General features: G+C 68.4%; 37 protein-coding genes. All 37 read right to left on the bottom strand.

The features are described from left to right. Positions 1-45 precede the first annotated feature (45 nt). Entirely contained in the window at positions 46-603 is a 558-nt protein-coding gene (gene rplQ / locus GA0070613_RS12885; RefSeq protein WP_089012517.1) for a 50S ribosomal protein L17, read from the bottom strand. A 34-nt stretch (positions 604-637) separates the two neighbouring features. Continuing rightward, positions 638-1,660 carry a DNA-directed RNA polymerase subunit alpha gene (locus GA0070613_RS12880; RefSeq protein ID WP_007073009.1) on the bottom strand — a complete coding sequence of 341 codons (1,023 nt, stop codon included), beginning with the start codon at positions 1,658-1,660 and terminating at the stop codon, positions 638-640. Between the two features lie 97 nt (positions 1,661-1,757). Then, positions 1,758-2,384 (bottom strand): 30S ribosomal protein S4, encoded by a 627-nt coding sequence (gene rpsD / locus GA0070613_RS12875; protein WP_089012516.1) that lies wholly within the window; start codon positions 2,382-2,384, stop codon positions 1,758-1,760. A gap of 13 nt (positions 2,385-2,397) precedes the next feature. Further along, a complete protein-coding gene (gene rpsK, locus GA0070613_RS12870) occupies positions 2,398-2,805 on the bottom strand; it encodes a 30S ribosomal protein S11 (protein WP_076466649.1) in 408 nt (135 codons plus the stop codon). An 18-nt stretch (positions 2,806-2,823) separates the two neighbouring features. Beyond that, entirely contained in the window at positions 2,824-3,204 is a 381-nt protein-coding gene (gene rpsM / locus GA0070613_RS12865; RefSeq protein WP_089012515.1) for a 30S ribosomal protein S13, read from the bottom strand. A gap of 265 nt (positions 3,205-3,469) precedes the next feature. Then, positions 3,470-3,586: a 50S ribosomal protein L36 gene (rpmJ, locus tag GA0070613_RS12860; RefSeq protein WP_089012514.1), complete on the bottom strand. Its 117-nt coding sequence runs from the start codon at positions 3,584-3,586 to the stop codon at positions 3,470-3,472. A 94-nt stretch (positions 3,587-3,680) separates the two neighbouring features. Next, positions 3,681-3,902, bottom strand: a complete 222-nt coding sequence (gene infA / locus GA0070613_RS12855; RefSeq protein ID WP_007073013.1) for a translation initiation factor IF-1 — start codon at positions 3,900-3,902, stop codon at positions 3,681-3,683. 260 nt (positions 3,903-4,162) lie between these two features. Further along, complete coding sequence (locus tag GA0070613_RS12850; RefSeq protein ID WP_231929765.1) at positions 4,163-4,705, bottom strand: DUF1707 SHOCT-like domain-containing protein; 543 nt, start codon at positions 4,703-4,705, stop codon at positions 4,163-4,165. Positions 4,706-4,843: 138 nt separating this feature from the next. Next, positions 4,844-5,695, bottom strand: coding sequence for a type I methionyl aminopeptidase (gene map, locus GA0070613_RS12845; protein ID WP_089012512.1), 852 nt, complete (start codon positions 5,693-5,695; stop codon positions 4,844-4,846). 91 nt (positions 5,696-5,786) lie between these two features. Next, on the bottom strand, positions 5,787-6,440 hold the full coding sequence (locus GA0070613_RS12840; protein ID WP_089012511.1) for an adenylate kinase: 654 nt from the start codon (positions 6,438-6,440) through the stop codon (positions 5,787-5,789). Beyond that, positions 6,441-7,769: a preprotein translocase subunit SecY gene (gene secY, locus GA0070613_RS12835; RefSeq protein WP_089012510.1), complete on the bottom strand. Its 1,329-nt coding sequence runs from the start codon at positions 7,767-7,769 to the stop codon at positions 6,441-6,443. Positions 7,770-8,004: 235 nt separating this feature from the next. Next, positions 8,005-8,448, bottom strand: coding sequence for a 50S ribosomal protein L15 (rplO, locus tag GA0070613_RS12830; RefSeq protein WP_089012509.1), 444 nt, complete (start codon positions 8,446-8,448; stop codon positions 8,005-8,007). Then, positions 8,448-8,630: a 50S ribosomal protein L30 gene (gene rpmD, locus GA0070613_RS12825; RefSeq protein ID WP_012015110.1), complete on the bottom strand. Its 183-nt coding sequence runs from the start codon at positions 8,628-8,630 to the stop codon at positions 8,448-8,450. Before rpmD ends, rplO begins: the two co-directional genes overlap by 1 nt. Further along, positions 8,630-9,244: a 30S ribosomal protein S5 gene (rpsE, locus tag GA0070613_RS12820; protein ID WP_089012508.1), complete on the bottom strand. Its 615-nt coding sequence runs from the start codon at positions 9,242-9,244 to the stop codon at positions 8,630-8,632. The genes rpmD and rpsE overlap by 1 nt, the downstream gene beginning before the upstream one ends. A 33-nt stretch (positions 9,245-9,277) precedes the next feature. Next, entirely contained in the window at positions 9,278-9,667 is a 390-nt protein-coding gene (rplR, locus tag GA0070613_RS12815; RefSeq protein WP_089012507.1) for a 50S ribosomal protein L18, read from the bottom strand. Continuing rightward, a complete protein-coding gene (gene rplF / locus GA0070613_RS12810) occupies positions 9,664-10,206 on the bottom strand; it encodes a 50S ribosomal protein L6 (RefSeq protein ID WP_089012506.1) in 543 nt (180 codons plus the stop codon). The genes rplR and rplF overlap by 4 nt, the downstream gene beginning before the upstream one ends. Before the next feature lie 16 nt (positions 10,207-10,222). Beyond that, on the bottom strand, positions 10,223-10,630 hold the full coding sequence (gene rpsH / locus GA0070613_RS12805) for a 30S ribosomal protein S8 (RefSeq protein ID WP_089012505.1): 408 nt from the start codon (positions 10,628-10,630) through the stop codon (positions 10,223-10,225). A 95-nt stretch (positions 10,631-10,725) separates the two neighbouring features. Then, positions 10,726-10,911, bottom strand: coding sequence for a type Z 30S ribosomal protein S14 (locus GA0070613_RS12800; protein ID WP_074314593.1), 186 nt, complete (start codon positions 10,909-10,911; stop codon positions 10,726-10,728). 1 nt (position 10,912) lies between these two features. After that, positions 10,913-11,482: a 50S ribosomal protein L5 gene (gene rplE, locus GA0070613_RS12795; RefSeq protein WP_089012504.1), complete on the bottom strand. Its 570-nt coding sequence runs from the start codon at positions 11,480-11,482 to the stop codon at positions 10,913-10,915. After that, entirely contained in the window at positions 11,482-11,802 is a 321-nt protein-coding gene (gene rplX, locus GA0070613_RS12790; protein ID WP_172875805.1) for a 50S ribosomal protein L24, read from the bottom strand. The genes rplE and rplX overlap by 1 nt, the downstream gene beginning before the upstream one ends. Further along, positions 11,799-12,167, bottom strand: a complete 369-nt coding sequence (gene rplN, locus GA0070613_RS12785) for a 50S ribosomal protein L14 (protein WP_007465279.1) — start codon at positions 12,165-12,167, stop codon at positions 11,799-11,801. The genes rplX and rplN overlap by 4 nt, the downstream gene beginning before the upstream one ends. 97 nt (positions 12,168-12,264) lie before the next feature. Then, positions 12,265-12,543 carry a 30S ribosomal protein S17 gene (gene rpsQ, locus GA0070613_RS12780; protein WP_089012503.1) on the bottom strand — a complete coding sequence of 93 codons (279 nt, stop codon included), beginning with the start codon at positions 12,541-12,543 and terminating at the stop codon, positions 12,265-12,267. After that, positions 12,540-12,776 (bottom strand): 50S ribosomal protein L29, encoded by a 237-nt coding sequence (gene rpmC / locus GA0070613_RS12775; RefSeq protein ID WP_007465283.1) that lies wholly within the window; start codon positions 12,774-12,776, stop codon positions 12,540-12,542. Before rpmC ends, rpsQ begins: the two co-directional genes overlap by 4 nt. Further along, positions 12,776-13,201, bottom strand: coding sequence for a 50S ribosomal protein L16 (rplP, locus tag GA0070613_RS12770; protein WP_073834927.1), 426 nt, complete (start codon positions 13,199-13,201; stop codon positions 12,776-12,778). Before rplP ends, rpmC begins: the two co-directional genes overlap by 1 nt. Positions 13,202-13,204: 3 nt before the next feature. Beyond that, positions 13,205-14,089, bottom strand: coding sequence for a 30S ribosomal protein S3 (gene rpsC / locus GA0070613_RS12765; protein WP_089012502.1), 885 nt, complete (start codon positions 14,087-14,089; stop codon positions 13,205-13,207). Then, positions 14,089-14,550, bottom strand: coding sequence for a 50S ribosomal protein L22 (gene rplV, locus GA0070613_RS12760; protein ID WP_089012501.1), 462 nt, complete (start codon positions 14,548-14,550; stop codon positions 14,089-14,091). Before rplV ends, rpsC begins: the two co-directional genes overlap by 1 nt. 40 nt (positions 14,551-14,590) lie before the next feature. Next, positions 14,591-14,872, bottom strand: a complete 282-nt coding sequence (gene rpsS / locus GA0070613_RS12755) for a 30S ribosomal protein S19 (RefSeq protein WP_007073032.1) — start codon at positions 14,870-14,872, stop codon at positions 14,591-14,593. A 12-nt stretch (positions 14,873-14,884) separates the two neighbouring features. Then, positions 14,885-15,724 (bottom strand): 50S ribosomal protein L2, encoded by an 840-nt coding sequence (gene rplB / locus GA0070613_RS12750; protein ID WP_089012500.1) that lies wholly within the window; start codon positions 15,722-15,724, stop codon positions 14,885-14,887. Positions 15,725-15,736: 12 nt separating this feature from the next. Beyond that, positions 15,737-16,039 (bottom strand): 50S ribosomal protein L23, encoded by a 303-nt coding sequence (rplW, locus tag GA0070613_RS12745; RefSeq protein WP_088998352.1) that lies wholly within the window; start codon positions 16,037-16,039, stop codon positions 15,737-15,739. Continuing rightward, on the bottom strand, positions 16,036-16,686 hold the full coding sequence (gene rplD / locus GA0070613_RS12740; RefSeq protein ID WP_089012499.1) for a 50S ribosomal protein L4: 651 nt from the start codon (positions 16,684-16,686) through the stop codon (positions 16,036-16,038). The genes rplW and rplD overlap by 4 nt, the downstream gene beginning before the upstream one ends. After that, the gene (rplC, locus tag GA0070613_RS12735; protein WP_089012498.1) at positions 16,683-17,348 is read right to left on the bottom strand and encodes a 50S ribosomal protein L3; all 666 of its coding nucleotides are present in this window, start codon (positions 17,346-17,348) and stop codon (positions 16,683-16,685) included. The genes rplD and rplC overlap by 4 nt, the downstream gene beginning before the upstream one ends. A gap of 11 nt (positions 17,349-17,359) precedes the next feature. After that, a complete protein-coding gene (gene rpsJ / locus GA0070613_RS12730) occupies positions 17,360-17,668 on the bottom strand; it encodes a 30S ribosomal protein S10 (RefSeq protein WP_007073037.1) in 309 nt (102 codons plus the stop codon). A 354-nt stretch (positions 17,669-18,022) separates the two neighbouring features. Continuing rightward, positions 18,023-19,216, bottom strand: coding sequence for an elongation factor Tu (gene tuf / locus GA0070613_RS12725; protein ID WP_089012497.1), 1,194 nt, complete (start codon positions 19,214-19,216; stop codon positions 18,023-18,025). Positions 19,217-19,438: 222 nt separating this feature from the next. Beyond that, positions 19,439-21,535, bottom strand: a complete 2,097-nt coding sequence (gene fusA, locus GA0070613_RS12720) for an elongation factor G (RefSeq protein WP_089012496.1) — start codon at positions 21,533-21,535, stop codon at positions 19,439-19,441. Between the two features lie 75 nt (positions 21,536-21,610). Next, complete coding sequence (gene rpsG, locus GA0070613_RS12715) at positions 21,611-22,081, bottom strand: 30S ribosomal protein S7 (RefSeq protein ID WP_089012495.1); 471 nt, start codon at positions 22,079-22,081, stop codon at positions 21,611-21,613. Between the two features lies 1 nt (position 22,082). Continuing rightward, positions 22,083-22,457, bottom strand: coding sequence for a 30S ribosomal protein S12 (rpsL, locus tag GA0070613_RS12710; RefSeq protein ID WP_007465318.1), 375 nt, complete (start codon positions 22,455-22,457; stop codon positions 22,083-22,085). Positions 22,458-22,988: 531 nt separating this feature from the next. Beyond that, on the bottom strand, positions 22,989-23,444 hold the full coding sequence (locus tag GA0070613_RS12705; RefSeq protein ID WP_231929824.1) for a hypothetical protein: 456 nt from the start codon (positions 23,442-23,444) through the stop codon (positions 22,989-22,991). Positions 23,445-23,518 lie beyond the last annotated feature (74 nt).

Raw genomic sequence — 23,518 nt, 5'->3', positions numbered from 1 at the left:
CGGCACCCCACGCAGGGGTGCCGGGCCCGACGGTGGTGCCTCTGCTCAGGCCTTGGTCTCGTTGGCCTCGTCGTCGTCCTCGCGCGCCTGGGCCGTGTCGCCAGCGGCCGAGATCGGCGGCTCGGAGTCCTGGTCGGCCGGGGCCGACGCCGGGGTCTCCTCGGCCGGGGCGAGGGCCTCGACCTTGTCCTGCTGGGCGGCCTTGCGGGCGGCGGTCTTCTTGTTCGCCTTCGGCTCGGCGACCTGCAGCTCCTCGACGAGCTCGATGATCGCCATCGGAGCGGCGTCACCCTTGCGCGGACCGGTCTTCACGATCCGGGTGTAGCCACCGTTGCGGTTGGCGTACCGGGGCGCGATCTGGTCGAACAGGGCGTAGACCACGTCCTTGTCCTTGACGACGCCCAGCACCCGCCGCCGCGCGGCGAGGTCGCCGCGCTTGGCCTTGGTGATGAGCTGCTCGGCCAGCGGACGCAGCCGCCGGGCCTTCGTCTCGGTGGTCTGGATCTTGCCGTGCTGGAACAGCGCGGTGGCCAGGTTGGCCAGCATCAGCCGCTCGTGAGCGGGGCTGCCGCCGAGGCGGGGGCCCTTGGTGGGCGTGGGCATGCTTGGTGCTCCTCAGGTGTGGCGGCAGCGCGGACTAGAGCTGCTCGGTCTCGCGGTAGTCGTCGGTGTCGTAGTCGGCCTCGCCGAAGGCGTCCACGACGTGCGCCGGGTCGAAGTTCGGAGCCGAGTCCTTCAGCCCGAGACCCATCCCGGCGAGCTTCATCTTGACCTCGTCGATCGACTTCTGACCGAAATTCCGGATGTCGAGGAGGTCGGCCTCGGTACGCCCGATGAGCTCACCAACGGAGTTGATGCCCTCGCGCTTGAGGCAGTTGTAGGAGCGGACGGTGAGGTCCAGCTCCTCGATCGGCAGAGCCAGGTCCGCCGCCAGCTGGGCGTCCTGCGGGGACGGCCCGATGTCGATGCCCTCGGCGGTCTCGTCCAGCTCCCGGGCCAGCCCGAAGAGCTCCACCAGCGTCGAGCCGGCCGAGGCCAGCGCGGTACGCGGGCCCATCGACGGCTTGGTCTCGACATCGATGATCAGCCGGTCGAAGTCGGTCCGCTGCTCGACGCGGGTCGCCTCGACGCGGTACGTCACCTTGAGCACCGGCGAGTAGATCGAGTCGACCGGGATCCGGCCGATCTCGGCGCCGGCCTGCTTGTTCTGCGCGGCCGTGACGTAGCCCCGGCCCCGCTCGACGGTCAGCTCCATGTCGAGCCGGCCCTTGCCGTTCAGGGTGGCGAGCTTCAGGTCCGGGTTGTGCACCGAGACACCGGCCGGGGGCTGGATGTCACCGGCGGTCACGTCGCCCGGGCCCTGCTTGCGCAGGTACATGCTGACCGGCTCGTCGTGCTCGGAGCTGACGCAGAGCTCCTTGATGTTCATGACGAGCTCGACCACGTCCTCCTTGACACCGGGGATCGTGGTGAACTCGTGCAGCACACCGTCGATCTTGATCGAGGTGACCGCCGCGCCCGGGATGGACGACAGCAGCGTACGACGCAGCGAGTTGCCCAGGGTGTAGCCGAAGCCCGGCTCCAGCGGCTCGATGGTGAACCGGGAGCGGGTCTCGTTGATCGACTCTTCGGAGAGAGACGGTCGCTGGCTGATGAGCATTTCTTCTCTTCTCTTCCGGGACGCCCGCTATATGACGCCCACGACACAAACTGTTCCGGTGGCCCGCCCACCGGGGGCGGGCCACCGCAACGAGCCCTTACTTGGAGTAGAGCTCGACGATCAGCTGCTCCTGGACCTGGGTGTCGATCACCTGGCGGGCCGGGAGCGAGTGCACGAGAACCTTCATCTGGCTGGGGATGGCCTCGAGCCACGCCGGAACGCTCTTGGAGCCGGCCTGAGCCTGCGCCACGATGAACGGGGTGAGCTCCTTGCTCTTGCCCCGGACCTCGATGATGTCGTGCTCCTTGACGCGGTACGACGGGATGTCGACCTTCTTGCCGTTCACGGTGAAGTGGCCGTGCTTGACCAGCTGGCGGGCCATGTCCCGGGAGGTGGCGAAGCCGGCCCGGTAGACCACGTTGTCCAGCCGCGACTCGAGGATCTGCAGGAGGACCTCACCGGTCTTGGCCTGCTTGCCCACGGCCTCCTCGTAGTAACCGCGGAACTGCTTCTCCAGCACGCCGTAGACGCGGCGGGCCTTCTGCTTCTCACGGAGCTGGAGCAGGTACTCCGTCTCCTTGGTGCGGCCGCGGCCGTGCTGTCCGGGCGGGAACGGCCGGGACTCGAACGGGCACTTCGGACCATCGCACTTGCTGCCCTTGAGGAACAGCTTCATCTTCTCCCGCCGGCAACGGCGGCAGTCAGCACCGGTGTAACGAGCCATCTCTCTCTACCTCTCAGACCCGGCGACGCTTCGGCGGACGGCACCCGTTGTGCGGCTGCGGGGTGACGTCGGAGATCTGCCCGACCTCCAGCCCGACGGCCTGCAGCGAACGGATGGCGGTCTCCCGGCCGGAGCCGGGGCCCTTGACGAACACGTCGACCTTGCGCATGCCGTGATCCATCGCCCGACGCGCGGCGGCCTCGGCGGCCAGCTGCGCGGCGAACGGGGTCGACTTGCGCGAGCCCTTGAAGCCGACCTGGCCGGCGGAGGCCCAGGAGATGACCGCACCGGTCGGGTCCGTGATCGACACGATGGTGTTGTTGAAGGTGCTCTTGATGTGCGCCTGCCCGTGGGCGACGTTCTTGCGTTCCTTGCGCCGGACCTTCTTGACGGCGGCTCCGGCACGAGCCTTCGGTGGCATAAGTCTGTGCGCTCCTAGTTACTTCTTGCCGGGCTTCTTCTTGCCGGCGACGGTCCGCTTCGGGCCCTTCCGGGTCCGCGCGTTGGTCTTGGTCCGCTGGCCACGAACGGGCAGGCCCCGGCGGTGCCGGATACCCGCGTAGCAGCCGATCTCGACCTTGCGGCGGATGTCAGCGGCGACCTCGCGGCGCAGGTCGCCTTCTACCTTGTAGTTGCCCTCGATGTGGTTGCGGAGCTGGACCAGCTCCTCGTCCGTGAGGTCCCGAGCGCGCTTGTCCGGCGAGATGCCGGTGGCGGCGAGCGTCTCCAGGGCGCGGGTACGACCGACCCCGAAGATGTAGGTGAGCGCGATCTCCATCCGCTTCTCGCGGGGGAGATCCACGCCGGCTAGACGTGCCATGTGCGGGCGTACTCCTCGTGATGTTGTGGCGGAGGTGTGGACCCGTCCCACCCCGCTACCGGCCGTCCCTGTCCTTCCGACGCTGTCAGCGCCGGCGACCGGGATCGGTCGCTGCCCGAGCGGGCCCCGGCCTCCGACCGGGGGTCAACCACGATCCAGTACGCGCTGCGTACCGCTCGCGGCTGGGACGAGCTGGTGGTGTGCTGTCGGGATCTACGACACCCGGGCCGATCCGACCGGCCGTGTCACGACCGGTGGGACTGGTTCAGCCCTGGCGCTGCTTGTGGCGCGGGTCGCTGCTGCAGATGACCATGACCCGGCCGTGCCGGCGAATAACCCGGCAGTTGTTGCAGATCCTCTTGACGCTCGGCTTGACCTTCACGGTTGCCTTACTTCCCATCTGGCCCGGAGGCGCGACGACGCGCGACGCCGGACGTCGAAGACGGACACGGGGACGTTCCCGGCCGTCGTCAGGCTTACTTGTAGCGGTAGACGATGCGCCCGCGGGTCAGGTCGTACGGCGAGAGTTCGACGACGACCCGGTCCTCCGGCAGGATGCGGATGTAGTGCTGCCGCATCTTGCCGCTGATGTGAGCCAGCACCTTGTGACCGTTCGCGAGCTCCACCCGGAACATGGCGTTCGGCAGGGGCTCGATGACCCGACCCTCGATCTCGATGGCTCCGTCTTTTTTCGGCATGTCCTCCGCTGTCCTGACGTCGGTTACTCCGGACGGCCCACAACGTCTTACACAGGCTCCGACGAGAATCGCCGGGCCCGAGCCAGCCGCGGCTCCGACTCCCACCGAAGCGCAGGGTGGGCATGCCGGAGTGGACGCTGTGCGCCGATCAGAAAGTGTACGCCCGCCCGCGGGCCGTCGCCAAACCGGCCGCCCCGCAGGTCACCCGCCCGGGGAAACCGGACACCCGGCGCGGATCCGCGCCCTGACGAGCGACGACGCTACCGCTCCCCCGCCCGGCGGGCCCGGCGGCGCTCCCGCCGGTCGTGCCGGTGTCGAGGCTCACCGGTCGCCAGGCCGCCCGCCGTCCGCATCAACAGCAGCGCGCCCCACGGCCCGAGCGCCCAGACCGGCCAGTAGAAGACCAGTTCCCGGGCGCCGACGGCGGACAGCACCCAGATCGCGGTCAGGATCGCCGCGACCCGCAGCCACGGCATCCACACCTCGAACAGCCAGCCGGTCCGGGCGCCGGACGGCACCGGCCCGGACGCCGGCGCGGCCGGCGGCGGCACCGGCCCGGGCGCGGCGACGTCGGCCGGGCCCGGCTGCCGCGGAGCCAGCGCCGAGCGTTCCAGCGGCGCCGGTCCGGGCAGATCGGCCAGCACCTGGCCCAGTTCCCCGTACGTCTTGGCCCCGTAGGCCCGCTGCAGCCGCTCGTCGTACTCGTACAGGTCGATCCGGCCCTCTTCGAGCGCGACCCGGAGCCGTTCCGCCGTCTGCTGCCGATCCGCGTCGGCCGCCCGCATCCCGTCCCGCCCCTCCATGGCGGCAAGCATGCCACCGGCCCGCCACCCGTTCGCCGGCGGGCCGCTGCGGCCACAGCCGGATACCCGGACAACGGGAACGAAGCGGCCCGAAGGTGTCGCCGTGGACGCCCGCCCGCGCTCAGCCGACCCGACGGGTCAACGGGCCGGGGAGTCGGCCGACTGGCGAGCGGTGACCAGTTCGCCGAGGCGGGCTCGGCCGCCGTCCTCGGCGGTCAGCACCCAGACGCCGTCGTCCAGCAGCGCCATCGAGTGCTCGACGTGCGCCGCCATCGACCCGTCCCGGGTCACCACGGTCCAGCCGTCGGCCAGCTCCACGGTGCGCGGGGAGCCCATGGTGATCATCGGCTCGATCGCCAGCGCCAGCCCGGGGACGAGGTGAGGACCCTTGCCCGGCCGCCCGTGGTTGAGCACGTGCGGGTCCTGGTGCATCTCGGTGCCGATGCCGTGCCCGCCGTACCCGTCGACGATGCCGTACCGGCCCCCCTTGCGGACCGCGTTCTCCACCGCGTGCGAGATGTCGGTGAGCCGCCCCTTGCCGCTCGCCGCGCCCCGGGCGGCGGCGGCGATTCCGGCCCACATCGCGTCCTCGGCGACCGCGGCCATCTTCAGCAGGGCCGGGTCGACCTCGCCGACTCCGACGGTGATGGCGGCGTCGCCGTGCCAGCCGTTCAGCACCGCGCCGCAGTCGATCGAGATCAGATCCCCCTCGCGGAGCACCTGGTGCGACGACGGGATCGCGTGCACGACCTGCTCGTTGACCGAGGAGCAGATGGACGCCGGGAAGCCGTGGTAGCCCTTGAACGACGGGGTCGCGCCGGCCTCGCGGATGGTCGACTCGGCGATGGCGTCGAGGTCGGCGGTGCTGACCCCGGGGGCTACCGCCTCCCGCATCAGACGCAGCGCACGAGCGACCACCAGACCGGCGGCCCGCATCTTCTCGATCTGGTCTGGAGTCTTCAGCTGGATGTCCAGCTGGGGACGACGCATCGGAGCCGTTACCTTTCGTCGCGCGGAACAGCGGGGCACGTCGGACGTACCCCGCTGTTCGCACTCTATCCGCCGGAGACCCGGCGGGCCGTCAGCCGCCGTACGAGCGCAGGGCGTCGATTGCGCGGACGGTGACATCCTCCACCGGCCCGGTCGCGTCGATGCCGACGAGCTTGCCCTGGGCGCCGTAGTAGTCGACCAGCGGCGCGGTCTTCTCCGCGTACTCCCGGAGGCGGGCGGCGATCGTCTCCGGCTTGTCGTCGTCGCGCTGGAACAGCTCGGCGCCGCAGCGGTCGCAGACGCCCTCGCGGGTGGTCGCGTCGAACTCGACGTGCCAGATCTTGCCGCAGCCCCGGCAGGTCCGCCGGCCGGAGAGCCGCCGGATCACCTCGTCGTCGTCGACGACCAGCTCCAGCACCAGGTCCAGCGCGGTGCCGAGGTCGGCGAGGAGCTTGTCCAGCGCGGCGGCCTGCGGCGTGGTCCGCGGGAAGCCGTCGAGCAGGAAGCCCTCGGCGGCGTCCGGCTCGGCGAGCCGGTCCCGCACCATGTTGATGGTGACCTCGTCCGGGACCAGCTTGCCGGCGTCCATGTACCGCTTGGCCTCAACTCCCAGGGGCGTGCCCTGGGAGACGTTGGCCCGGAAGATGTCACCGGTCGAGATCTTCGGCACCGACAGGTGGGCGGCGATGAACTCCGCCTGTGTGCCCTTGCCCGCGCCCGGCGGGCCAACCAGAACGAGTCGCATCTACCGCAGGAACCCTTCGTAGTTCCGCTGCATGAGTTGGCTCTCGATCTGCTTCACGGTCTCCAGACCGACGCCGACCATGATGAGCACAGCGGTGCCGCCGAATGGGAAGTTCTGGAACTGCTGGTTGTCCAACCAGATGAAGAAGAAGTTCGGCAGGATCGCGATGATGCCCAGGTAGAGCGCGCCCGGCAGGGTGATCCGGCTGAGGATGAAGTCGAGGTACTCGGCGGTCGGCTTGCCGGGGCGGATGCCCGGCACGAAGCCGCCGTACTTCTTCATGTTGTCCGCGACCTCGGTCGGGTTGAACGTGATGGACACGTAGAAGTACGTGAAGAAGATGATCAGCAGGAAGTAGATCGCGATGTGCTCCGGCGCGCTCGCCTTCACGATGTGGTTCTGGATCCAGGCCTGGGTCTTGCCCGGGTTGGTCTGGCTGAAGAACTGGAGCGCGAGCGTCGGCAGGTAGAGCAGCGACGAGGCGAAGATGACCGGGATGACACCGGCCTGGTTCACCTTGAGCGGGATGTAGGTGGAGGTGCCGCCGTACATCCGCCGGCCGATCATGCGCTTGGCGTACTGCACCGGGATCCGGCGCTGCGCCTGCTCGATGAAGGTGACCGCGGTGATGACCAGCAGGACCAGCACGATCACCAGGGCGAACATCCCCCAGCCCTTGGTGGTCTTGATCTTCCAGCCCTCGCTGGGCAGCCGGGCTGCGATCGAGGTGAAGATCAGCACGGACATGCCGTTGCCGACGCCCCGGTCGGTGATCAGCTCACCGAGCCACATCACCACGCCGGTGCCGGCGGTCATCGTCATGACCAGGATGGTCAGGGTCAGCCAGTCCGGGATCCCGGTGCCCCTGGGGACGATCGGGAACTGGTCGCACCTGTTCTGGAAGAGCTGCCCGGAGCGGGCCAGCGCCACGAACGCCGAGGACTGGAGGATGCCCAGGCCCAGCGTCAGGTAGCGGGTGTACTGGGTGATCTTCGCCTGGCCGGCCTGGCCCTCCTTGCGGAGCTGCTCCAGCCGCGGGATGACCACCGTCAGCAGCTGCAGGATGATCGACGCGGTGATGTAGGGCATGATGCCCAGCGCGAAGACCGAGAGCTGCAGCAGCGCGCCGCCGGAGAAGAGGTCCAGCAGGTTCAGCACGCCGGTGCCGCTGCCCTGGATGGTGTCGAGGCACTTCTGCACGTTGCCGTACGAGACACCCGGGCTGGGCAGCGTGGCGCCCATCCGGTAGACCGCGATGATGCCTACTGTGAACAGCAGCTTCTTGCGCAGGTCAGGCGTACGGAACGCACTGAGAAAGGCGGACAGCAACTTCTTCCTCCTGCGCGAGGCGGGCCGCCGGTGATCCCTGGCGGGTCGGGGTGGGTGCCGGGCGAGTGCCCGATATCCATAGCTGGGATGGGACTCTAACAGCCCGCTCCCGGTCCGGGCAGACGTGCCCGGCTACATAAACCGAATCCGATGTTACCCGGCGCACACGGGCCGGGTAGACCACGGCGCCCGCCCAGTCGCAGACAACTGAGCGGGCGCCACGGGTACCTCTGCCTTACAGCTCGGTGACCGAGCCACCGGCGGCGGTGATCTTCTCCTTGGCCGACGCGCTGAACGCGTGCGCCGACACCTGGAGGGCCACCCCGCCGAGGTCGCCGGTGCCGAGGACCTTGACCGGCTGGCCCTTGCGGACCGCGCCGGCCTCGACCAGCTCGACGGGGCCGACCTGGCCGCCGTTCGGGAAGAGCTCGGCGAGCCGGTCCAGGTTGACCACCTGGAAGACGACCTTGAACTTGTTCTTGAAGCCCTTCAGCTTCGGCAGACGCATGTGGATGGGCATCTGCCCACCCTCGAACGCCGCCGAGATGTTCTTCCGGGCCTTCGAACCCTTGGTACCGCGACCGGCGGTCTTGCCCTTGGAGCCCTCACCGCGACCCACGCGGGTCTTCGCGGTCTTGGCACCGGGCGCCGGGCGCAGGTGGTGGACCTTGATCGTCATTACTCGACCTCCTCGACCTTCACGAGGTGGTTGACCGTGAAGATCATGCCGCGGATCTCCGGACGGTCCTCCTTGACCACCACGTCGTTGATCCGCTTGAGACCGAGCGAACGCAGCGAGTCACGCTGGTTCTGCTTGGTCCCGATCTCGGACCGGACCTGGGTGACCTTCAGGCGAGCCATCAGGAAGCCACCCCCGCCCGCGACGCCAGCATGGCGGCCGGCGCGACGTCCTCGACCGGCAGACCACGACGGGCCGCGACGGCCTCCGGGGACTCGAGCCCCTTCAGCGCCGCCACCGTGGCGTGCACGATGTTGATCGGGTTGGACGAGCCGAGGCTCTTGGAGAGCACGTCGTGGATGCCCGCGCACTCCAGCACGGCACGCACCGGACCACCGGCGATGACGCCCGTACCGGCCGAGGCCGGCTTGAGCAGCACCACACCGGCCGCGGCCTCGCCCTGCACCGGGTGCGGGATCGACTGGCCGATCCGCGGCACCTTGAAGAAGTGCTTCTTGGCCTCCTCGACACCCTTGGCGATAGCCGCGGGCACCTCCTTGGCCTTTCCGTAGCCCACACCGACGGTGCCGTCGCCGTCGCCCACGATCACCAGGGCGGTGAAGCTGAAGCGACGACCACCCTTCACGACCTTGGCGACGCGGTTGATCGCGACGACCCGCTCGAGGTGCGGGGTCTTCTCGGCGGGCGCGTTTCCGCGGCCGCCCTCACGGCGGTTGTCGCGGCGACCACCCTCGTTGCCACCGGACCCGCCGCCACGGCGCTGTTGACCTGGCATCAGCAGCCTTCCTTATCTCTCGTGACGGGGTTTCTAGAACTCGAGCCCGGCTTCGCGGGCGGCGTCGGCAAGCGCGGCGACCCGCCCCGCGTACCGGTTGCCACCGCGGTCGAAGACGACCTTCGAGATGCCGGCGGCCTTGGCCCGCTCGGCAAGCAGGGCGCCGACCTTGCCGGCCAGGGCGCTCTTGTCGCCCTCGGCGCCGCGCAGCGAGGCGTCCAGGCTCGAGGCCGACGCCAGGGTGTGACCCTTGGTGTCGTCCACGATCTGGGCGACGATGTGCCGCAGGGAGCGGGTGACGACCAGGCGGGGACGCTCGGTGGTGCCGCTGATGTTCTTGCGGACCCGGAAGTGTCGGCGCGCACGCCCGACGGCGCGCTTGGCGGCGACGCCGCGGCGGCGCTTGAGCAGCGTGGCGCTCACTTCTTACCTGCCTTTCCAGCCTTGCGGCGGATGACCTCGCCCTGGTACTTCACGCCCTTGCCCTTGTAGGGCTCCGGCGGGCGGATCTTCCGGATGTTGGCGGCGACCTCGCCGACCTGCTGCTTGTCGATGCCGGCCACGTGGAACAGGGTCGGCCGCTCCACCGTGAAGGTGATGCCGTCCGGGGCGGGGACCAGCACCGGGTGCGAGAACCCGAGCGCGAACTCCAGGTCCTTGCCCTTGGCGGTGACGCGGTAACCGGTGCCGGCGATCTCGAGGCTCTTGCGGTAGCCCTCGGTCACCCCGACGATCATGTTGGCGACCAGCGTACGGCTCAGGCCGTGGAGCTCCTTGGCCTTGCGCTCGTCGTTGGGCCGGTTGACGTGCAGCGCGCCGTCCTCGCCCCGCTCCGCCTTGATCGGCTCGGCGAGGACGTGGCTCAGCTCGCCCTTGGGTCCCTTGACCTTCACGGTCTGGCCCTCGATCATGATGTCGACGCCGGCTGGTACCGGGATCGACTTACGTCCAATACGCGACATTTCTACCTGTCTCCCGTTACCAGACGAAGGCGAGGACTTCCCCGCCAACGCTCCGCTTGCGGGCCTGCCGGTCGGTGAGCAGCCCCTGGGACGTCGAAATGATCGCCACGCCCAGCCCGCCGAGCACCCGCGGGAGCCCGTCCGACTTGGCATAAACCCGCAGACCGGGCTTGGACACGCGCTTGATGCCGGCCAGGCTCCGCTCCCGGTTCTGGCCGTACTTCAGCTCGACGACCAGTCGCCTGCCGACGGCGCCCTCCTCGGGCTCCTCGACCGACCAGGTGGCGATGTAACCCTCGGCCTTGAGGACCTCGGCGAGGTTCGCCTTGATCTTCGAGTAGGGCATCGTCACCCGGTCGTGGTACGCCTGGTTGGCGTTACGCAGACGCGTGAGCATGTCTGCGATCGGGTCGGTCATCGTCATGAATTCGTCAACCTTTCTCGCCGGGGTTCCCCGGGCATCGCCCGGGGCCTACGGCGAAGAGACAGTTCAGCCAACGCGCAGAGCGCGCTGAGCTATTACCAGGAAGCCTTGGACACGCCGGGCAGCTCACCGCGGTGGGCCATCTCCCGGAGGCACACCCGGCAGAGCCCGAACTTGCGGTAGACCGCCTTCGGACGCCCGCACCGCTGGCAGCGGGTGTACGCGCGAACCGAGAACTTCGGCTTCGCGGCCGCCTTGATGATCAGCGCCTTCTTGGCCATCTCAGTTCTCCTTGAACGGGAAGCCCAGGAGCTTGAGCAGCGCCCGGCCCTCGTCGTCGGTCGTGGCGGTCGTGACCACCGTGATGTCCATGCCCCGCTGGCGATCGATCCGGTCCTGGTCGATCTCGTGGAACACCGACTGCTCGGTCAGACCGAACGTGTAGTTGCCGTGCCCGTCGAGCTTGCGCCCGTCCAGGCCGCGGAAGTCGCGGATACGCGGCAGCGCGATGGACAGCAGCCGGTCCATGAACTCCCACATCCGGTCGCCGCGCAGGGTCACCTTCGCGCCGATCGGCATGCCCTCACGCAGCTTGAACTGCGCGATGGACTTGGTCGCCCGCCGCACCTGCGGCTTCTGGCCGGTGATGGTGGCCAGGTCGCGGACGGCGCCGTCAATCAGCTTGGCGTCCCGAGCGGCCTCGCCGACACCCATGTTGACGACGATCTTGACCAACCGCGGCACCTGCATGGGGTTGCCGTAGTTGTGCTGCTTCTGCAGCTCGGCCACGATCTCGTTGCGGTACCGCTCCTTGAGGCGCGGCATGGTCTTGGTTTCGGTAGCCGTGGTCATCACAGGTCCTTACCGGTGCTACGCGCGATGCGGACCTTCTGGCCGTTGTCGTCGATCCGGTAACCGACCCGGGTCGGCTTCCCTTCGGAGTCCAGGACCTGCACGTTCGAGACGTGGATCGGGGCCTCCTGGGTGACGATGCCACCGGTCTTGGCGCCACGCTGGGTGGTGCTGATGCGGGTGTGCTTCTTGACCCGGTTCACGCCCTCGACCAGGACCTTGTCCTGCCGCGGGTAGGCCATGATGACCTTACCCTTGGCACCCTTGTCCTTGCCGGCGATGACGACGACCGTGTCGCCCTTCTTGACCTTCACGGTCACAACACCTCCGGCGCGAGAGAGATGATCTTCATGAACCGCTTGTCCCGCAGCTCCCGACCCACCGGGCCGAAGATACGGGTACCGCGCGGGTCCCCACCGTCCTTGATGATGACGGCGGCGTTCTCGTCGAAGCGGATGTACGAGCCGTCCGGCCGCCGCCTCTCCTTGGCGGTGCGAACGACGACAGCCTTGACGACGTCGCCCTTCTTCACACCGGCACCGGGGATCGCGTCCTTGACCGTGGCCACGATGACGTCGCCGATGCTCGCGTAGCGCCGACCGGAGCCACCGAGAACCCGGATGCACAGGATCTCCCGGGCACCCGTGTTGTCGGCGACGCGCAGTCGCGACTCCTGCTGAATCACGTCTATCTCCTATGTCTGCCGGTTCTCCGGCCGCCCGGAGGCGGCCGGAGCCTGGCGGAACCTGCGCCCGACCTTGCCGGCCGAGCTCGAGCCTTCGCTACTTGGCCTTCTCGAGGATCTCCACGAGCCGCCAACGCTTGGTGGCGGAGAGCGGCCGGGTCTCCATGATGATGACCCGGTCGCCGATCCCGGCGGAGTTCTGCTCGTCGTGCACCTTCAGCTTGCTGGTCCGGCGCATGATCTTGCCGTACAGCGCGTGCCTGACCCGGTCCTCGACCTCGACCACGACGGTCTTGTCCATCTTGTCGCTGACCACGAGGCCCTCACGCACCTTGCGGCGGGCCCGCGCGGCGGCGGCGGTGGTGTTCTCGCTCATGATGCAGTCACCTCAGTCGGCGCGGCCGAGAGCCCCAGCTCGCGCTCACGCATGATCGTGTAGATCCGGGCGATCTCCCGACGGATGACCTGCAGCCGTCGGTTGTTGTCCAGCTGCCCGGTCGCGGCCTGCACGCGGAGGTTGAACAGCTCCGCCTTGGCCTCCCGCAGCTTCGTGACCAGCTCCTCTTCGGAGAGCTCACGCAGCTCGGTGGCCTTAACGCCCGCTGCCATCAGGATTCACCCACTTCGCGCGTAACAATGCGGCACTTCATCGGGAGCTTGTGGATCGCGCGACGCATAGCCTCTCGCGCGATCTGCTCGTTGGGGAAGGACATCTCGAAGAGAACCCGCCCCGGCTTGACGTTCGCGACCCACCACTCGGGCGAACCCTTACCGGAGCCCATCCGGGTTTCGGCCGGCTTCTTGGTCAGCGCCTGGTCCGGGAAGATCGTGATCCAGACCTTGCCGCCACGCTTGATGTGGCGGGTCATCGCGATACGCGCCGACTCGATCTGGCGGTTGGTCACGTACGCCGGCTCGAGAGCCTGGATCCCGAACTCGCCGAACACCACCCGGTTACCACCCTTGGACGCGCCGTGGCGGTCCGGGTGGTGCGGCTTGCGGAAGCCCTTCGGGGGCTTGCGCGGCATCAGCATCTGTCAGCCCTCCTGCTGCGTTTCTGCCGGCTGCGTGGCGGCCGGAGCCGTCGCGGCCGCGGCGACAGCGCCGGCGTCAACCGGCTCGCCGCTCGGCGTCTCGGCCTGCTGCGCGATCGTGGTCGCGGCGGCCCGGCCGGCCTCGGTGCCGCCGGCGGTGGTGCCCGACGAACCCGACCGACCACGGCGCGGACGCTCGGGGCGGTCGCCACGGTCACGACGCGGGCGGGCGGGACCGGTCTCAGCCGGAGCCTCCCGGCCCGGGACGAAGTCGCCCTTGTAGATCCAGACCTTCACGCCGATCCGGCCGAAGGTGGTACGGGCCTCGAAGAAGCCGTACTCGATGTTCGCCCGCAGCGTGTGCAGCGGGACGCGGCCCTCGCGGTAGAACTCGGTCCGGCTCATCTCGGCGCCGCCGAGACGACCCGAGACCTGGACCCGAATGCCCTTGCAGACCGGGTTCTTCATGGCCGACTGCATCGACTTGCGCATCGCCCGACGGAAGCTGACCCGGCTGGACAGCTGCTCGGCCACACCCTGGGCGACCAGCTGCGCGTCCGACTCGGGGTTCTTCACCTCGATGATGTTCAGCTGCACCTGCTTGCCGGTGAGCTTCTCCAGCTCGCCGCGGATCCGGTCGGCCTCCGCACCCTTACGGCCGATGACGATGCCCGGCCGGGCGGTGTGGATGTCGACGCGGACCCGATCCCGGGTGCGCTCGATGTCGACCTTCGAGATGCCGGCCCGCTCCAGGCCCTTGGACATCATCCGGCGAATCTTGACGTCCTCGCCGATGTAGTCCTTGTAGAGCTTGTCCGCGAACCAACGGGACTTCCAGTCGGTCGAGATGCCGAGCCGGAATCCAGTGGGGTGAACCTTCTGACCCATTACTCGGCGCCCTCCGTCTTGCTCTGCGTGTCAGCCGGCTCGGCCTGCTTCGCCGGGGCCGCCTTCTTCGCCGCCGCGGACTTCTTCGGCGTGGCCGGAGCCACCGCCTCGACCGCCATGGTGATGTGGCAGGTGCGCTTGCGGATCCGGTACGCCCGGCCCTGCGCCCGCGGCCGGAACCGCTTCATGGTCGGGCCCTCGTCGACGAACGCCTCGCTGACGAGCAGCGCATCGGGGTCCAGCCGCTCGTTGTTCTCCGCGTTGGCGATCGCGCTCGCGAGCACCTTGTACACCTGCTCGCTCGCCGCCTGCGGCGCGAACTGCAGCACCGTGAGCGCCTCCTTCGCGGGCAGGCCGCGGACGAGGTTGACCACCCGGCGCGCCTTCGTCGGCGAGATGCGCACGTGCCGCGCAACCGCCCGCGCGCCCGGAAGCACCGGAGCGTCGCCCTTTCCTGGCATCGCTGTAACCCCTTGTTCCTCTATCCGTATGCCCGCGGCGTCAGCGCCGACGGCTCTTCCGGTCGTCCTTCTCGTGACCCTTGAACGTGCGGGTCAGCGCGAACTCGCCGAGCTTGTGCCCGACCATCGCCTCGGTCACGAACACCGGGACGTGCTTGCGTCCGTCGTGCACGGCGATCGTGTGACCCAGCATCTCCGGGATGATCGTCGAGCGCCGCGACCAGGTCTTGATGACGTTCTTCGAGCCCTTGTCGTTCTGCGTCTCCACCTTCTTGAGCAGGTGGTCGTCGACGAACGGGCCCTTCTTAAGGCTGCGAGGCATGTTCTATCTCCCTCAGCCGCGCTTACGCGTGGCGTAGCGGCGGCGGACGATCAGCCGGTCACTCGGCTGGCCCTTACGACGGGTGCGGCCCTCGGGCTTACCCTGCGGGTTGACCGGGTGGCGACCACCGGAGGTCTTACCCTCACCACCACCATGCGGGTGGTCGACCGGGTTCATCGCGACACCACGGACAGTCGGGCGCTTGCCCTTCCACCGCATCCGGCCGGCCTTGCCCCAGTTGATGTTCGACTGCTCGGCGTTGCCGATCTCGCCGATGCTGGCGCGGCAACGAACGTCGACCCGCCGGATCTCACCGGACGGCATGCGGAGGGTCGCGTACGCGCCCTCACGGCCCAGCAGCTGGATGCCGACGCCGGCCGAGCGGGCCATCTTGGCCCCGCCGCCCGGACGCAGCTCCACCGCGTGGATGGTGGTACCGACCGGGATGTTGCGCAGCGGCAGGTTGTTGCCCGGCTTGATGTCGGCGCCCGGACCGGACTCGACAGCGTCGCCCTGCTTCAGGTCCTTCGGCGCGATGATGTAGCGCTTCTCGCCGTCGGCGTAGTGCAGCAGCGCGATCCGCGCGGTGCGGTTCGGGTCGTACTCGATGTGGGCGACCTTCGCCGGCACGCCGTCCTTGTCGACCCGCTTGAAGTCGATCAGACGGTACTGGCGCTTGTGGCCGCCACCGTGGTGCCGCGTGGTGATCCGGCCGTGGGCGTTACGCCCGCCCTTCTTCGGCAGCGGAGCCAGCAGCGACTTCTCCGGCGTCGACCGGGTGATCTCGGCGAAGTCGGCGACGCTGGAGCCACGACGGCCCGGCGTCGTCGGCTTGTACTTACGGATAGCCATTGTCTACACCCCTCAGCTGACCGGGCCGCCGAAGGCCTCGATACGGTCTCCGTCAGCCAGCTTCACGATCGCCCGCTTGGTGGCCTTGCGCTGACCGAAGCCGGTCTTGGTGCGCTTGCGCTTGCCCTGACGGTTGAGCGTGTTGACCGTCAGAACGCGGACGTCGAAGATCTGCTGAATAGCGATCTTGATCTCGGTCTTGTTCGCGTCCGGGTGCACCAGGAAGGTGTACCAGTTCCGGTTCAGCTCGCTGTAGCTCTTCTCCGAGACGACCGGCGCGACGATGATGTCGCGCGGATCGGCGATCGTGCTCACTTGCCACCCTCCTCGGTGGTCTCGGCGGGAACACCCAGGAACTCGTCCAGGGCGTCCTTGGTGAAGACCACGTCGTCGGCCACCAGCACGTCGTACGTGTTGAGCTGGCCGGCCTCGATCAGGTGCACCCGCGGCTCGTTGCGCAGCGACACCCAGTTCAGCTCGTCGGTGCTGCTCAGCACGACCAGGACCCGACGGGCCTCGGTGAACTTGGCCAGCGCGGCCAGCGCGGCCTTGGTCGACGGCTTCTCGCCCGAGACGAACGCCTCGACGACGTGCACCTGGCCGGCGCGCGCCCGGTCGGAGAGGGCGCCACGCAGGGCGGCGGCCTTCATCTTCTTCGGGGTGCGCTGGCTGTAGTCGCGCGGGACCGGGCCGTGCACCACGCCACCGCCGGCGAACTGCGGAGCGCGGATCGAGCCCTGCCGGGCACGACCGGTGCCCTTCTGCTTGTACGGCTTCTTGCCGCCACCGGCGACCTCGCCGCGGGTCTTGACCTTGTGCGTGCCCTGCCGGGCGGCCGCGAGCTGACCCACCACGACCTGGTGCATCAGCGCGACGTTGGCCTGGACGTCGAAGATGTCGCCGGGCAGCTCGACAGAGCCGCTCTTGGCGCCTTCGACGGTGAGGACGTCAACGGTGGTCACTTGGCCGCACCGCCCTTCTTCGCCTTGGTCTTGGCCGCGGTACGGACCAGGACCAGCGCGCCCTTGGGGCCGGGAATGGCACCACGGACGAGCAGGAGGTTGTTCTCGGTGTCGACCGCCTGAACGGTCAGGTTCTGAACGGTGTAGCGCACGCCACCCATCCGGCCGGCCATCCGGGTGCCCTTGAAGACCCGACCCGGGGTGGCGCAGGCGCCGATGGAGCCGGGCGAGCGGTGCTTGCGCTCGACACCGTGGCTGGCGCGCAGACCGTGGAAGCCGTGCCGCTTCATCGGGCCGGCGTAGCCCTTGCCCTTGGTCTTGCCGGTCACGTCGATCGAGATCCCGGCGGGGAACTCCTCGACCGTGACCTCCTGGCCCAGCGAGTAGTCCGCGGCGTCCGCGGTGCGCAGCTCGACGATGTGCCGGCGCGGCGCCACGTCTGCCTTCGCGTAGTGCCCGCTGATCGGCTTCTTGACCTTGCGCGGGTCGATCGTGCCGTACGCCAGCTGGACCGCTGAGTAACCGTCCTTGTCGGCGTTACGAACCTGGCTGATGACGCAGGGGCCGGCCTGAACCACGGTCACCGGAACAACGCGGTTGTTGTCCCAGACCTGGGTCATGCCGAGCTTTGCGCCCAGGATCCCCTTGACTTGCCTGTCCATTTGTCCGGTCCCTACAGCTTGATCTCGATGTCGACGCCAGCCGGCAGGTCGAGGCGCATGAGCGAGTCGACCGTCTTCGGGGTCGGGTCGATGATGTCGATCAGACGCTTGTGCGTACGCATCTCGAAGTGCTCGCGCGAGTCCTTGTACTTGTGCGGCGAGCGGATGACGCAGAAACGGTTGATCTCCGTGGGCAGCGGCACCGGGCCTGCGACCTGCGCCCCGGTGCGCGTCACCGTCTCGACGATCTTCCGAGCCGAGGAGTCGACGACCTCGTGGTCATAGGCCTTGAGCCGGATGCGGATCTTCTGTCCCGCCATGGTGGCTTCTGTTCCTTCTCTCGATGCCGCTGTGTTGCGGGCGCCCATACCGGCTGGTAGAGCCCCACTTCGCCGACCCCCGCGGTCGGGCGTGTCGCGCCCTCGGACCAGGCTCCGCCCCGAGGCTCCGGAGCGATTCTCTGACCATGCGGTGGGTCATGGCGCCGATCGCGTCTCCGCGACCTGGACGCCGTGCGAGGGTGGTTGACCGCCCAGTGGCGATCAACCACCCTGCGCGCGACTGCTCGTCTTCCGGAGGTCCAGTATTCACCGGACGCGGGCGACTAACCGTCGTTACGCAACCTGACTAGTATGCCGTACGACTGACGGCCGCGCTAATCGGGGTTACCCAGCTCACTTGATGATCTTGGTGACGCGACCCGCGCCGACCGTACGGCCACCCTCCCGGATCGCGAACTTGAGGTTGTCCTCCATCGCGATGGGCTGGATCAGCTTCACGGTCATCGTGGTGTTGTCGCCCGGCATTACCATCTCGGTGCCCTCGGGCAGCGTGACGACGCCGGTGACGTCCGTGGTCCGGAAGTAGAACTGCGGACGGTAGTTCTGGAAGAACGGGGTGTGCCGGCCGCCCTCCTCCTTGGAGAGGATGTAGACCGTCGCCTCGAACTCGGTGTGCGGGGTGCTGGTGCCCGGCTTGACGACCACCATGCCGCGCTCGACGTCCTCGCGCTTGATGCCACGCAGCAGCAGACCGACGTTCTCACCCGCGCGGGCCTCGTCGAGCAGCTTGCGGAACATCTCGATGCCGGTGCAGGTGGTCTTCATCGACTTCTCACGGATGCCGACGATCTCCACCTCCTCGTTCGGCTTGAGGATGCCGCGCTCGGCGCGACCGGTGACGACCGTGCCACGACCGGTGATCGTGAAGACGTCCTCGATCGGCATGAGGAACGGCTTCTCGGTCTCCCGCTCGGGCTGCGGAATCGCAGTGTCAACCGCGTTCATCAGCTCCATGAGCCGGTCGGTCCACTCCGGCTCGCCCTCGAGCGCCTTCAGCGCCGAGACGCGCACGACCGGCAGGTCGTCGCCCGGGTACTCCTGCGCCGACAGCAGCTCGCGGACCTCGAGCTCGACGAGCTCGAGCAGCTCCTCGTCATCGACCATGTCGCTCTTGTTCAGCGCCACGACGATGTAGGGCACGCCGACCTGTCGGGCCAGCAGCACGTGCTCGCGGGTCTGCGGCATCGGGCCGTCGGTCGCCGCCACCACCAGGATCGCGCCGTCCATCTGCGCGGCACCGGTGATCATGTTCTTGATGTAGTCGGCGTGACCGGGGCAGTCGACGTGTGCGTAGTGCCGCGCCTCGGTCTGGTACTCGACGTGTGCGATCGAGATCGTGATACCGCGGGCCTTCTCCTCCGGCGCCTTGTCGATCTCGTCGAACGGCGTGTAGGGGTTGACATCCGGATACCTGTCGTGCAGGACCTTGGTGATGGCCGCCGTCAGCGTCGTCTTACCGTGGTCGATGTGACCAATGGTGCCGATGTTGACGTGCGGCTTAGTCCGCTCGAACTTAGCCTTCGCCACTGGTGTCCTCCTGTGGACTTCTTGGTTCGTTCGCCCCGGCGCGCCGGTCGGCGCTTAGGACTCTGTCGACAGCCGTTCCGGCCTGGCGGCCGGAGCGCTTTTGTGGGTTCTGCGGCGATGAAGCCTACAGGCCCGGTCTCACGCAACCCGATCGAGGTGGCCGCGGGCGGGAAGCACCCTCCCGCGACCAGCCTCGGACCATCGGATCAGCTCAGGTGAGCGTCACTCACCCGTCGCCTTGGCGATGATCTCCTTCGCCACGCTCTGCGGAACCTCGGCGTAGGAGTCGAACTGCATGCTGTAGCTAGCCCGGCCCTGGGTCTTCGACCGCAGGTCGCCGACGTAGCCGAACATCTCCGACAACGGCACCAGAGCCCGGACGATGCGGGCGCCGCTGCGCTCCTCCATCGCCTGGATGATGCCGCGGCGGGAGTTGAGGTCGCCGATGACGTCACCCATGTTCTCCTCCGGAGTGGTGACTTCAACGGCCATCATCGGCTCGAGCAGCGCGGGGTCGGCCTTGCGGGCCGCCTCCTTCATCACCATCGAGCCGGCGATCTTGAATGCCATTTCCGACGAGTCGACCTCGTGGTACTGGCCGTCCAGCAGCGTCAGCTTGACACCCACCAGCGGGAAGCCGGCGAGAATGCCGTACTGCATGGCGTCCTGGGCGCCCGCGTCCACCGACGGGATGAACTCCCGGGGGATGCGGCCGCCGGTGACGGCGTTCGCGAACTCGTAGGTCGGCGAGTCGTTGTCCAGCGGCAGCGGCTCGATGCTCACGATCACGCGGGCGTACTGGCCGGAACCACCGGTCTGCTTCTTGTGGGTGTACTCGATCTTCTCCACCTTGCGGCGGATCGTCTCGCGGTACGCCACCTGCGGCTTACCGATGTTCGCCTCGACGTTGAACTCGCGGCGCATCCGGTCGACCAGGATGTCCAGGTGCAGCTCGCCCATGCCGGAGATGACCGTCTGACCGGTCTCCTCGTCCAGCTTGACGCGGAAGGTCGGGTCCTCCTCGGCCAGCCGCTGGATGGCGGTGCTGAGCTTCTCCTGGTCGGCCTTGGTCTTCGGCTCGATCGCGACCTCGATGACCGGCTCCGGGAAGGTCATCGACTCCAGGATGACCGGGTTCGCCGGGTCGCAGAGCGTGTCGCCGGTGGTGGTCTGCTTGAGGCCCTGCACCGCGATGATGTCGCCAGCCTGGGCAGAGCCACGCTCTTCCCGCTTGTTGGCGTGCATCTGGTAGATCTTGCCGATCCGCTCCTTGCGGTCCTTGGTGGAGTTGACCACCTGGGTACCGGTCTCGACCGTGCCGGAGTAGACCCGGACGTAGGTGAGCTTGCCGAGGTGCTTGTCGGTCTGGATCTTGAAGGCCAGGCCCGAGAACGGCTCGGACTTCGACGGCTTCCGCTGCATCGGGGTCTCACCGTCGGTGGCGGTGCCCTCGATGGCCGGGACGTCCAGCGGCGACGGCAGGAAGTCGACCACGGCGTCGAGCATGGGCTGAACGCCCTTGTTCTTGAACGCCGAGCCGCAGAGCACCGGGTTGGCCTTGCTGGCGATGGTGGCGCGCCGGATGGCGGCCTTGATCTCCACGACGGAGATCTCCTCGCCCTCCAGGTACTTCTCCATCACCGAGTCGTCGACGTCGGCCAGGGTCTCCACCAGCTTCTCGCGCCACTCGGCCGCGGAGTCGGCCAGCTCGGCCGGAATCTCCTCGATGGCGTAGTCCTCACCCTTCTGGGTCTCCCCGCGCCAGGTGAGCGCCTTCATTTCGATCAGGTCCACGACACCGATGTGGTCACCCTCGAGCCCGATCGGGATCTGGAGCACCAGCGGAGTGGCGTTGAGCCGGTCGATCATCATCTGCACACAGCGGAAGAAGTCGGCGCCGGTCCGGTCGAGCTTGTTGACGAAGCACATCCGGGGGACGTGGTACTTGTCGGCCTGACGCCAGACGTTCTCCGTCTGCGGCTCCACGCCGGCGACACCGTCGTAGACCGCAACCGCACCATCCAGCACCCGCAGCGACCGCTCGACCTCGACCGTGAAGTCGACGTGACCGGGCGTGTCGATGATCTGGATCGTGTGGCCCTTCCACTCACACTTGGTGGCAGCGGAGGTGATGGTGATACCACGCTCCTGCTCCTGCTCCATCCAGTCCATGACGGCAGCGCCCTCGTGGACCTCACCGATCTTGTACGTGATACCGGTGTAGAACAGGATCCGCTCGGTGGTCGTGGTCTTGCCGGCATCGATGTGGGCCATGATGCCGATGTTGCGTACGTTGGCGAGCGCGTCTGCGGCGGCCACTTCAATCCCTACTTATCGTCGTCTCGACACAACTGGTGGCGGTTCCGGCGCCGGTCCGACGCCGGAACCAGGGTGTTACCAGCGGTAGTGCGCGAAGGCCTTGTTCGACTCGGCCATCTTGTGCGTGTCCTCACGCCGCTTGACGGCGGCGCCCAGACCGTTGCTCGCGTCCAGCAGCTCGTTCATCAGCCGCTCGACCATGGTCTTCTCACGACGCGCCTTGGAGTACGTCACCAGCCAGCGCAGCCCGAGGGTGGTCGCCCGGACCGGACGGACCTCGACCGGCACCTGGTAGGTCGCGCCACCGACACGGCGGCTGCGGACCTCGAGGGTCGGCTTGACGTTGTCCATCGCGCGCTTGAGCGTGACGACCGGGTCGGTGCCGGACTTCTCGCGGCAGCCCTCCAGGGCGGCGTACACGATGCGCTCGGCGAGCTGACGCTTGCCGCGCATCAGGATCTTGTTCACCAACTGGGTGACCAACGGCGAGTTGTACACCGGGTCAGCGACCAGCGGCTTCCGCGGAGCGGGTCCCTTACGCGGCATGTCAGCTCTTCTCCTTCTTCGCGCCGTAACGGCTGCGCGCCTGCTTGCGGTTGCGGACACCCTGGGTGTCCAGCGAACCGCGGACGATCTTGTAACGCACGCCGGGGAGGTCCTTCACCCGGCCACCGCGGACGAGCACGATCGAGTGCTCCTGCAGGTTGTGACCCACGCCCGGGATGTAGGCGGTCACCTCGATCTGGCTGCTGAGCTTGACACGAGCGACCTTGCGGAGCGCCGAGTTCGGCTTCTTGGGGGTGGTGGTGTACACGCGGGTGCACACACCGCGCCGCTGAGGACTGCCCTTCAGCGCCGGGGTCTTGGTCTTGGTCGTCTTGGCCTGGCGGCCCTTTCGGACCAACTGCTGGATCGTGGGCACCGGGTTTCTCCGCTCCCTTCGGCCGCTGTCGCGGCCGCACCGTCTGCTCGTAGCCGCCTGATGGTCGGCTCTCCTACCTTCCAACCAGGGCCACCTGACGGAGGCCCCAGCACCCGCGGTCGGGCGTGTCGCCCGGATCGCGGTCCCGGTCGCGGCGCTTGCGCGTCGTACCGGGTGTCACCGGCACGCGGATCACCGAGCACCGGATCTTTTGGCTTTGATCGTGCCCCGCGCGATCACCGGTGGACCGGTTCCAGCACACGCACGCATTGCCCGGGCTGGCCCGGGCACAAGGGGAAAGAGTACCTACCACAGCCGCGCAGGTCAAAACGGAGCGGTCCGGGAGGACTGTGCCGCAGCCCGCCCGCCGAACCCGTCATACCTGCCCACCCGCGATGGGCACCTACGGTGACAAGTGTACCGGCTTACCCACGGACCGGCCCGGCGGCCCCGGTTCCGCCCGGATGCCGAAACGCCCAGGTCCGCCCGTACGGCAAGGTCACGGACGACCCGGCCGGATGGTGAGTCCGGTCACATCACTTGGACGACCAGCGCCAGGCCGAGCCCGAGCAGGCTGAGCAGCAACCCCACCCCGCCGCAGCTCAGGCCGGCGACGGCAAGCCCGTTGCCGGTGAAGCGGACCGCGGGCGGGGGCGCCGCCCGCCGGATCTGCCGCCGCGCCAGCAGACCGGCGACGATCGCCGCCGTCCCGGCCAACGCGCCGAGCACGGTGAACGCCCCGGCGGCCCAGGCGCCGCCGTAGTCCGGACCGGCGATCCCGAAGCAGAGCACCAGGAGCGAGACCAGGATGGCGGCGATCCCGGTCACCAGCGACCCCACGGCCAGCCCCGAGGTCACCGGCGGCACGTCCAGGTGGACCACGCCGAAGGGCGTGCCGGGGAGCGGGTCGACCCGCTTCGGTGGGCGGGCCGGCTCGCGCGGGGGCGGCGGCACCGGCCCGGGCCGGGGACCCACCGCCGGCGGCATCGGCCCCCAGCCGACGCCGGGCGGCGGCGCGTTGTTCGGGTACGCCCCCGGCGTCGCCCATCCGCCAGGGGCGG

The organism is Micromonospora inositola (genome assembly GCF_900090285.1).
GTDB classification, from domain to species: domain Bacteria; phylum Actinomycetota; class Actinomycetes; order Mycobacteriales; family Micromonosporaceae; genus Micromonospora; species Micromonospora inositola.
The sequence above is the reverse complement of the archived record's forward strand: the minus strand, read 5'-3'. Positions and strand labels throughout refer to the sequence as shown.

Excerpts from the sequence above, each read along its gene's own strand:
- GA0070613_RS12705 (WP_231929824.1), bottom strand. The coding sequence starts at position 23,444 with ATGCCGCCGGCGGTGGGTCCCCGGCCCGGGCCGGTGCCGCCGCCCCCG.
- rplV (WP_089012501.1), bottom strand. The coding sequence starts at position 14,550 with ATGCCAGGAAAGGGCGACGCTCCGGTGCTTCCGGGCGCGCGGGCGGTT.
- rpsH (WP_089012505.1), bottom strand. The coding sequence starts at position 10,630 with ATGACGATGACCGACCCGATCGCAGACATGCTCACGCGTCTGCGTAAC.
- rpsK (WP_076466649.1), bottom strand. The coding sequence starts at position 2,805 with ATGCCACCGAAGGCTCGTGCCGGAGCCGCCGTCAAGAAGGTCCGGCGC.
- GA0070613_RS12880 (WP_007073009.1), bottom strand. The coding sequence starts at position 1,660 with ATGCTCATCAGCCAGCGACCGTCTCTCTCCGAAGAGTCGATCAACGAG.
- rpsQ (WP_089012503.1), bottom strand. The coding sequence starts at position 12,543 with ATGAGCGAGAACACCACCGCCGCCGCCGCGCGGGCCCGCCGCAAGGTG.
- rplO (WP_089012509.1), bottom strand. The coding sequence starts at position 8,448 with ATGACGATCAAGGTCCACCACCTGCGCCCGGCGCCCGGTGCCAAGACC.
- map (WP_089012512.1), bottom strand. The coding sequence starts at position 5,695 with ATGCGTCGTCCCCAGCTGGACATCCAGCTGAAGACTCCAGACCAGATC.
- rplB (WP_089012500.1), bottom strand. The coding sequence starts at position 15,724 with ATGGCTATCCGTAAGTACAAGCCGACGACGCCGGGCCGTCGTGGCTCC.
- rpsG (WP_089012495.1), bottom strand. The coding sequence starts at position 22,081 with ATGCCGCGTAAGGGACCCGCTCCGCGGAAGCCGCTGGTCGCTGACCCG.
- rpsC (WP_089012502.1), bottom strand. The coding sequence starts at position 14,089 with ATGGGTCAGAAGGTTCACCCCACTGGATTCCGGCTCGGCATCTCGACC.
- rplF (WP_089012506.1), bottom strand. The coding sequence starts at position 10,206 with ATGTCGCGTATTGGACGTAAGTCGATCCCGGTACCAGCCGGCGTCGAC.
- rplE (WP_089012504.1), bottom strand. The coding sequence starts at position 11,482 with ATGACCACGGCTACCGAAACCAAGACCATGCCGCGCCTCAAGGAGCGG.
- rplP (WP_073834927.1), bottom strand. The coding sequence starts at position 13,201 with ATGCTGATGCCGCGCAAGCCCCCGAAGGGCTTCCGCAAGCCGCACCAC.
- rpsE (WP_089012508.1), bottom strand. The coding sequence starts at position 9,244 with ATGCCAGGTCAACAGCGCCGTGGCGGCGGGTCCGGTGGCAACGAGGGT.
- rpmC (WP_007465283.1), bottom strand. The coding sequence starts at position 12,776 with ATGGCAGCGGGCGTTAAGGCCACCGAGCTGCGTGAGCTCTCCGAAGAG.
- infA (WP_007073013.1), bottom strand. The coding sequence starts at position 3,902 with ATGCCGAAAAAAGACGGAGCCATCGAGATCGAGGGTCGGGTCATCGAG.
- rplC (WP_089012498.1), bottom strand. The coding sequence starts at position 17,348 with ATGGACAGGCAAGTCAAGGGGATCCTGGGCGCAAAGCTCGGCATGACC.
- rplQ (WP_089012517.1), bottom strand. The coding sequence starts at position 603 with ATGCCCACGCCCACCAAGGGCCCCCGCCTCGGCGGCAGCCCCGCTCAC.
- GA0070613_RS12850 (WP_231929765.1), bottom strand. The coding sequence starts at position 4,705 with ATGGAGGGGCGGGACGGGATGCGGGCGGCCGACGCGGATCGGCAGCAG.
- rpsD (WP_089012516.1), bottom strand. The coding sequence starts at position 2,384 with ATGGCTCGTTACACCGGTGCTGACTGCCGCCGTTGCCGGCGGGAGAAG.
- rpsS (WP_007073032.1), bottom strand. The coding sequence starts at position 14,872 with ATGCCTCGCAGCCTTAAGAAGGGCCCGTTCGTCGACGACCACCTGCTC.
- GA0070613_RS12800 (WP_074314593.1), bottom strand. The coding sequence starts at position 10,911 with ATGGCCAAGAAGGCGCTGATCATCAAGGCGGCCGCGAAGCCGAAGTTC.
- GA0070613_RS12840 (WP_089012511.1), bottom strand. The coding sequence starts at position 6,440 with ATGCGACTCGTTCTGGTTGGCCCGCCGGGCGCGGGCAAGGGCACACAG.
- rpsJ (WP_007073037.1), bottom strand. The coding sequence starts at position 17,668 with ATGGCGGGACAGAAGATCCGCATCCGGCTCAAGGCCTATGACCACGAG.
- rpmD (WP_012015110.1), bottom strand. The coding sequence starts at position 8,630 with ATGGCTCGCCTGAAGGTCACCCAGGTCCGGTCCGAGATCGGGACCAAG.
- rpsM (WP_089012515.1), bottom strand. The coding sequence starts at position 3,204 with ATGGCACGTCTAGCCGGCGTGGATCTCCCCCGCGAGAAGCGGATGGAG.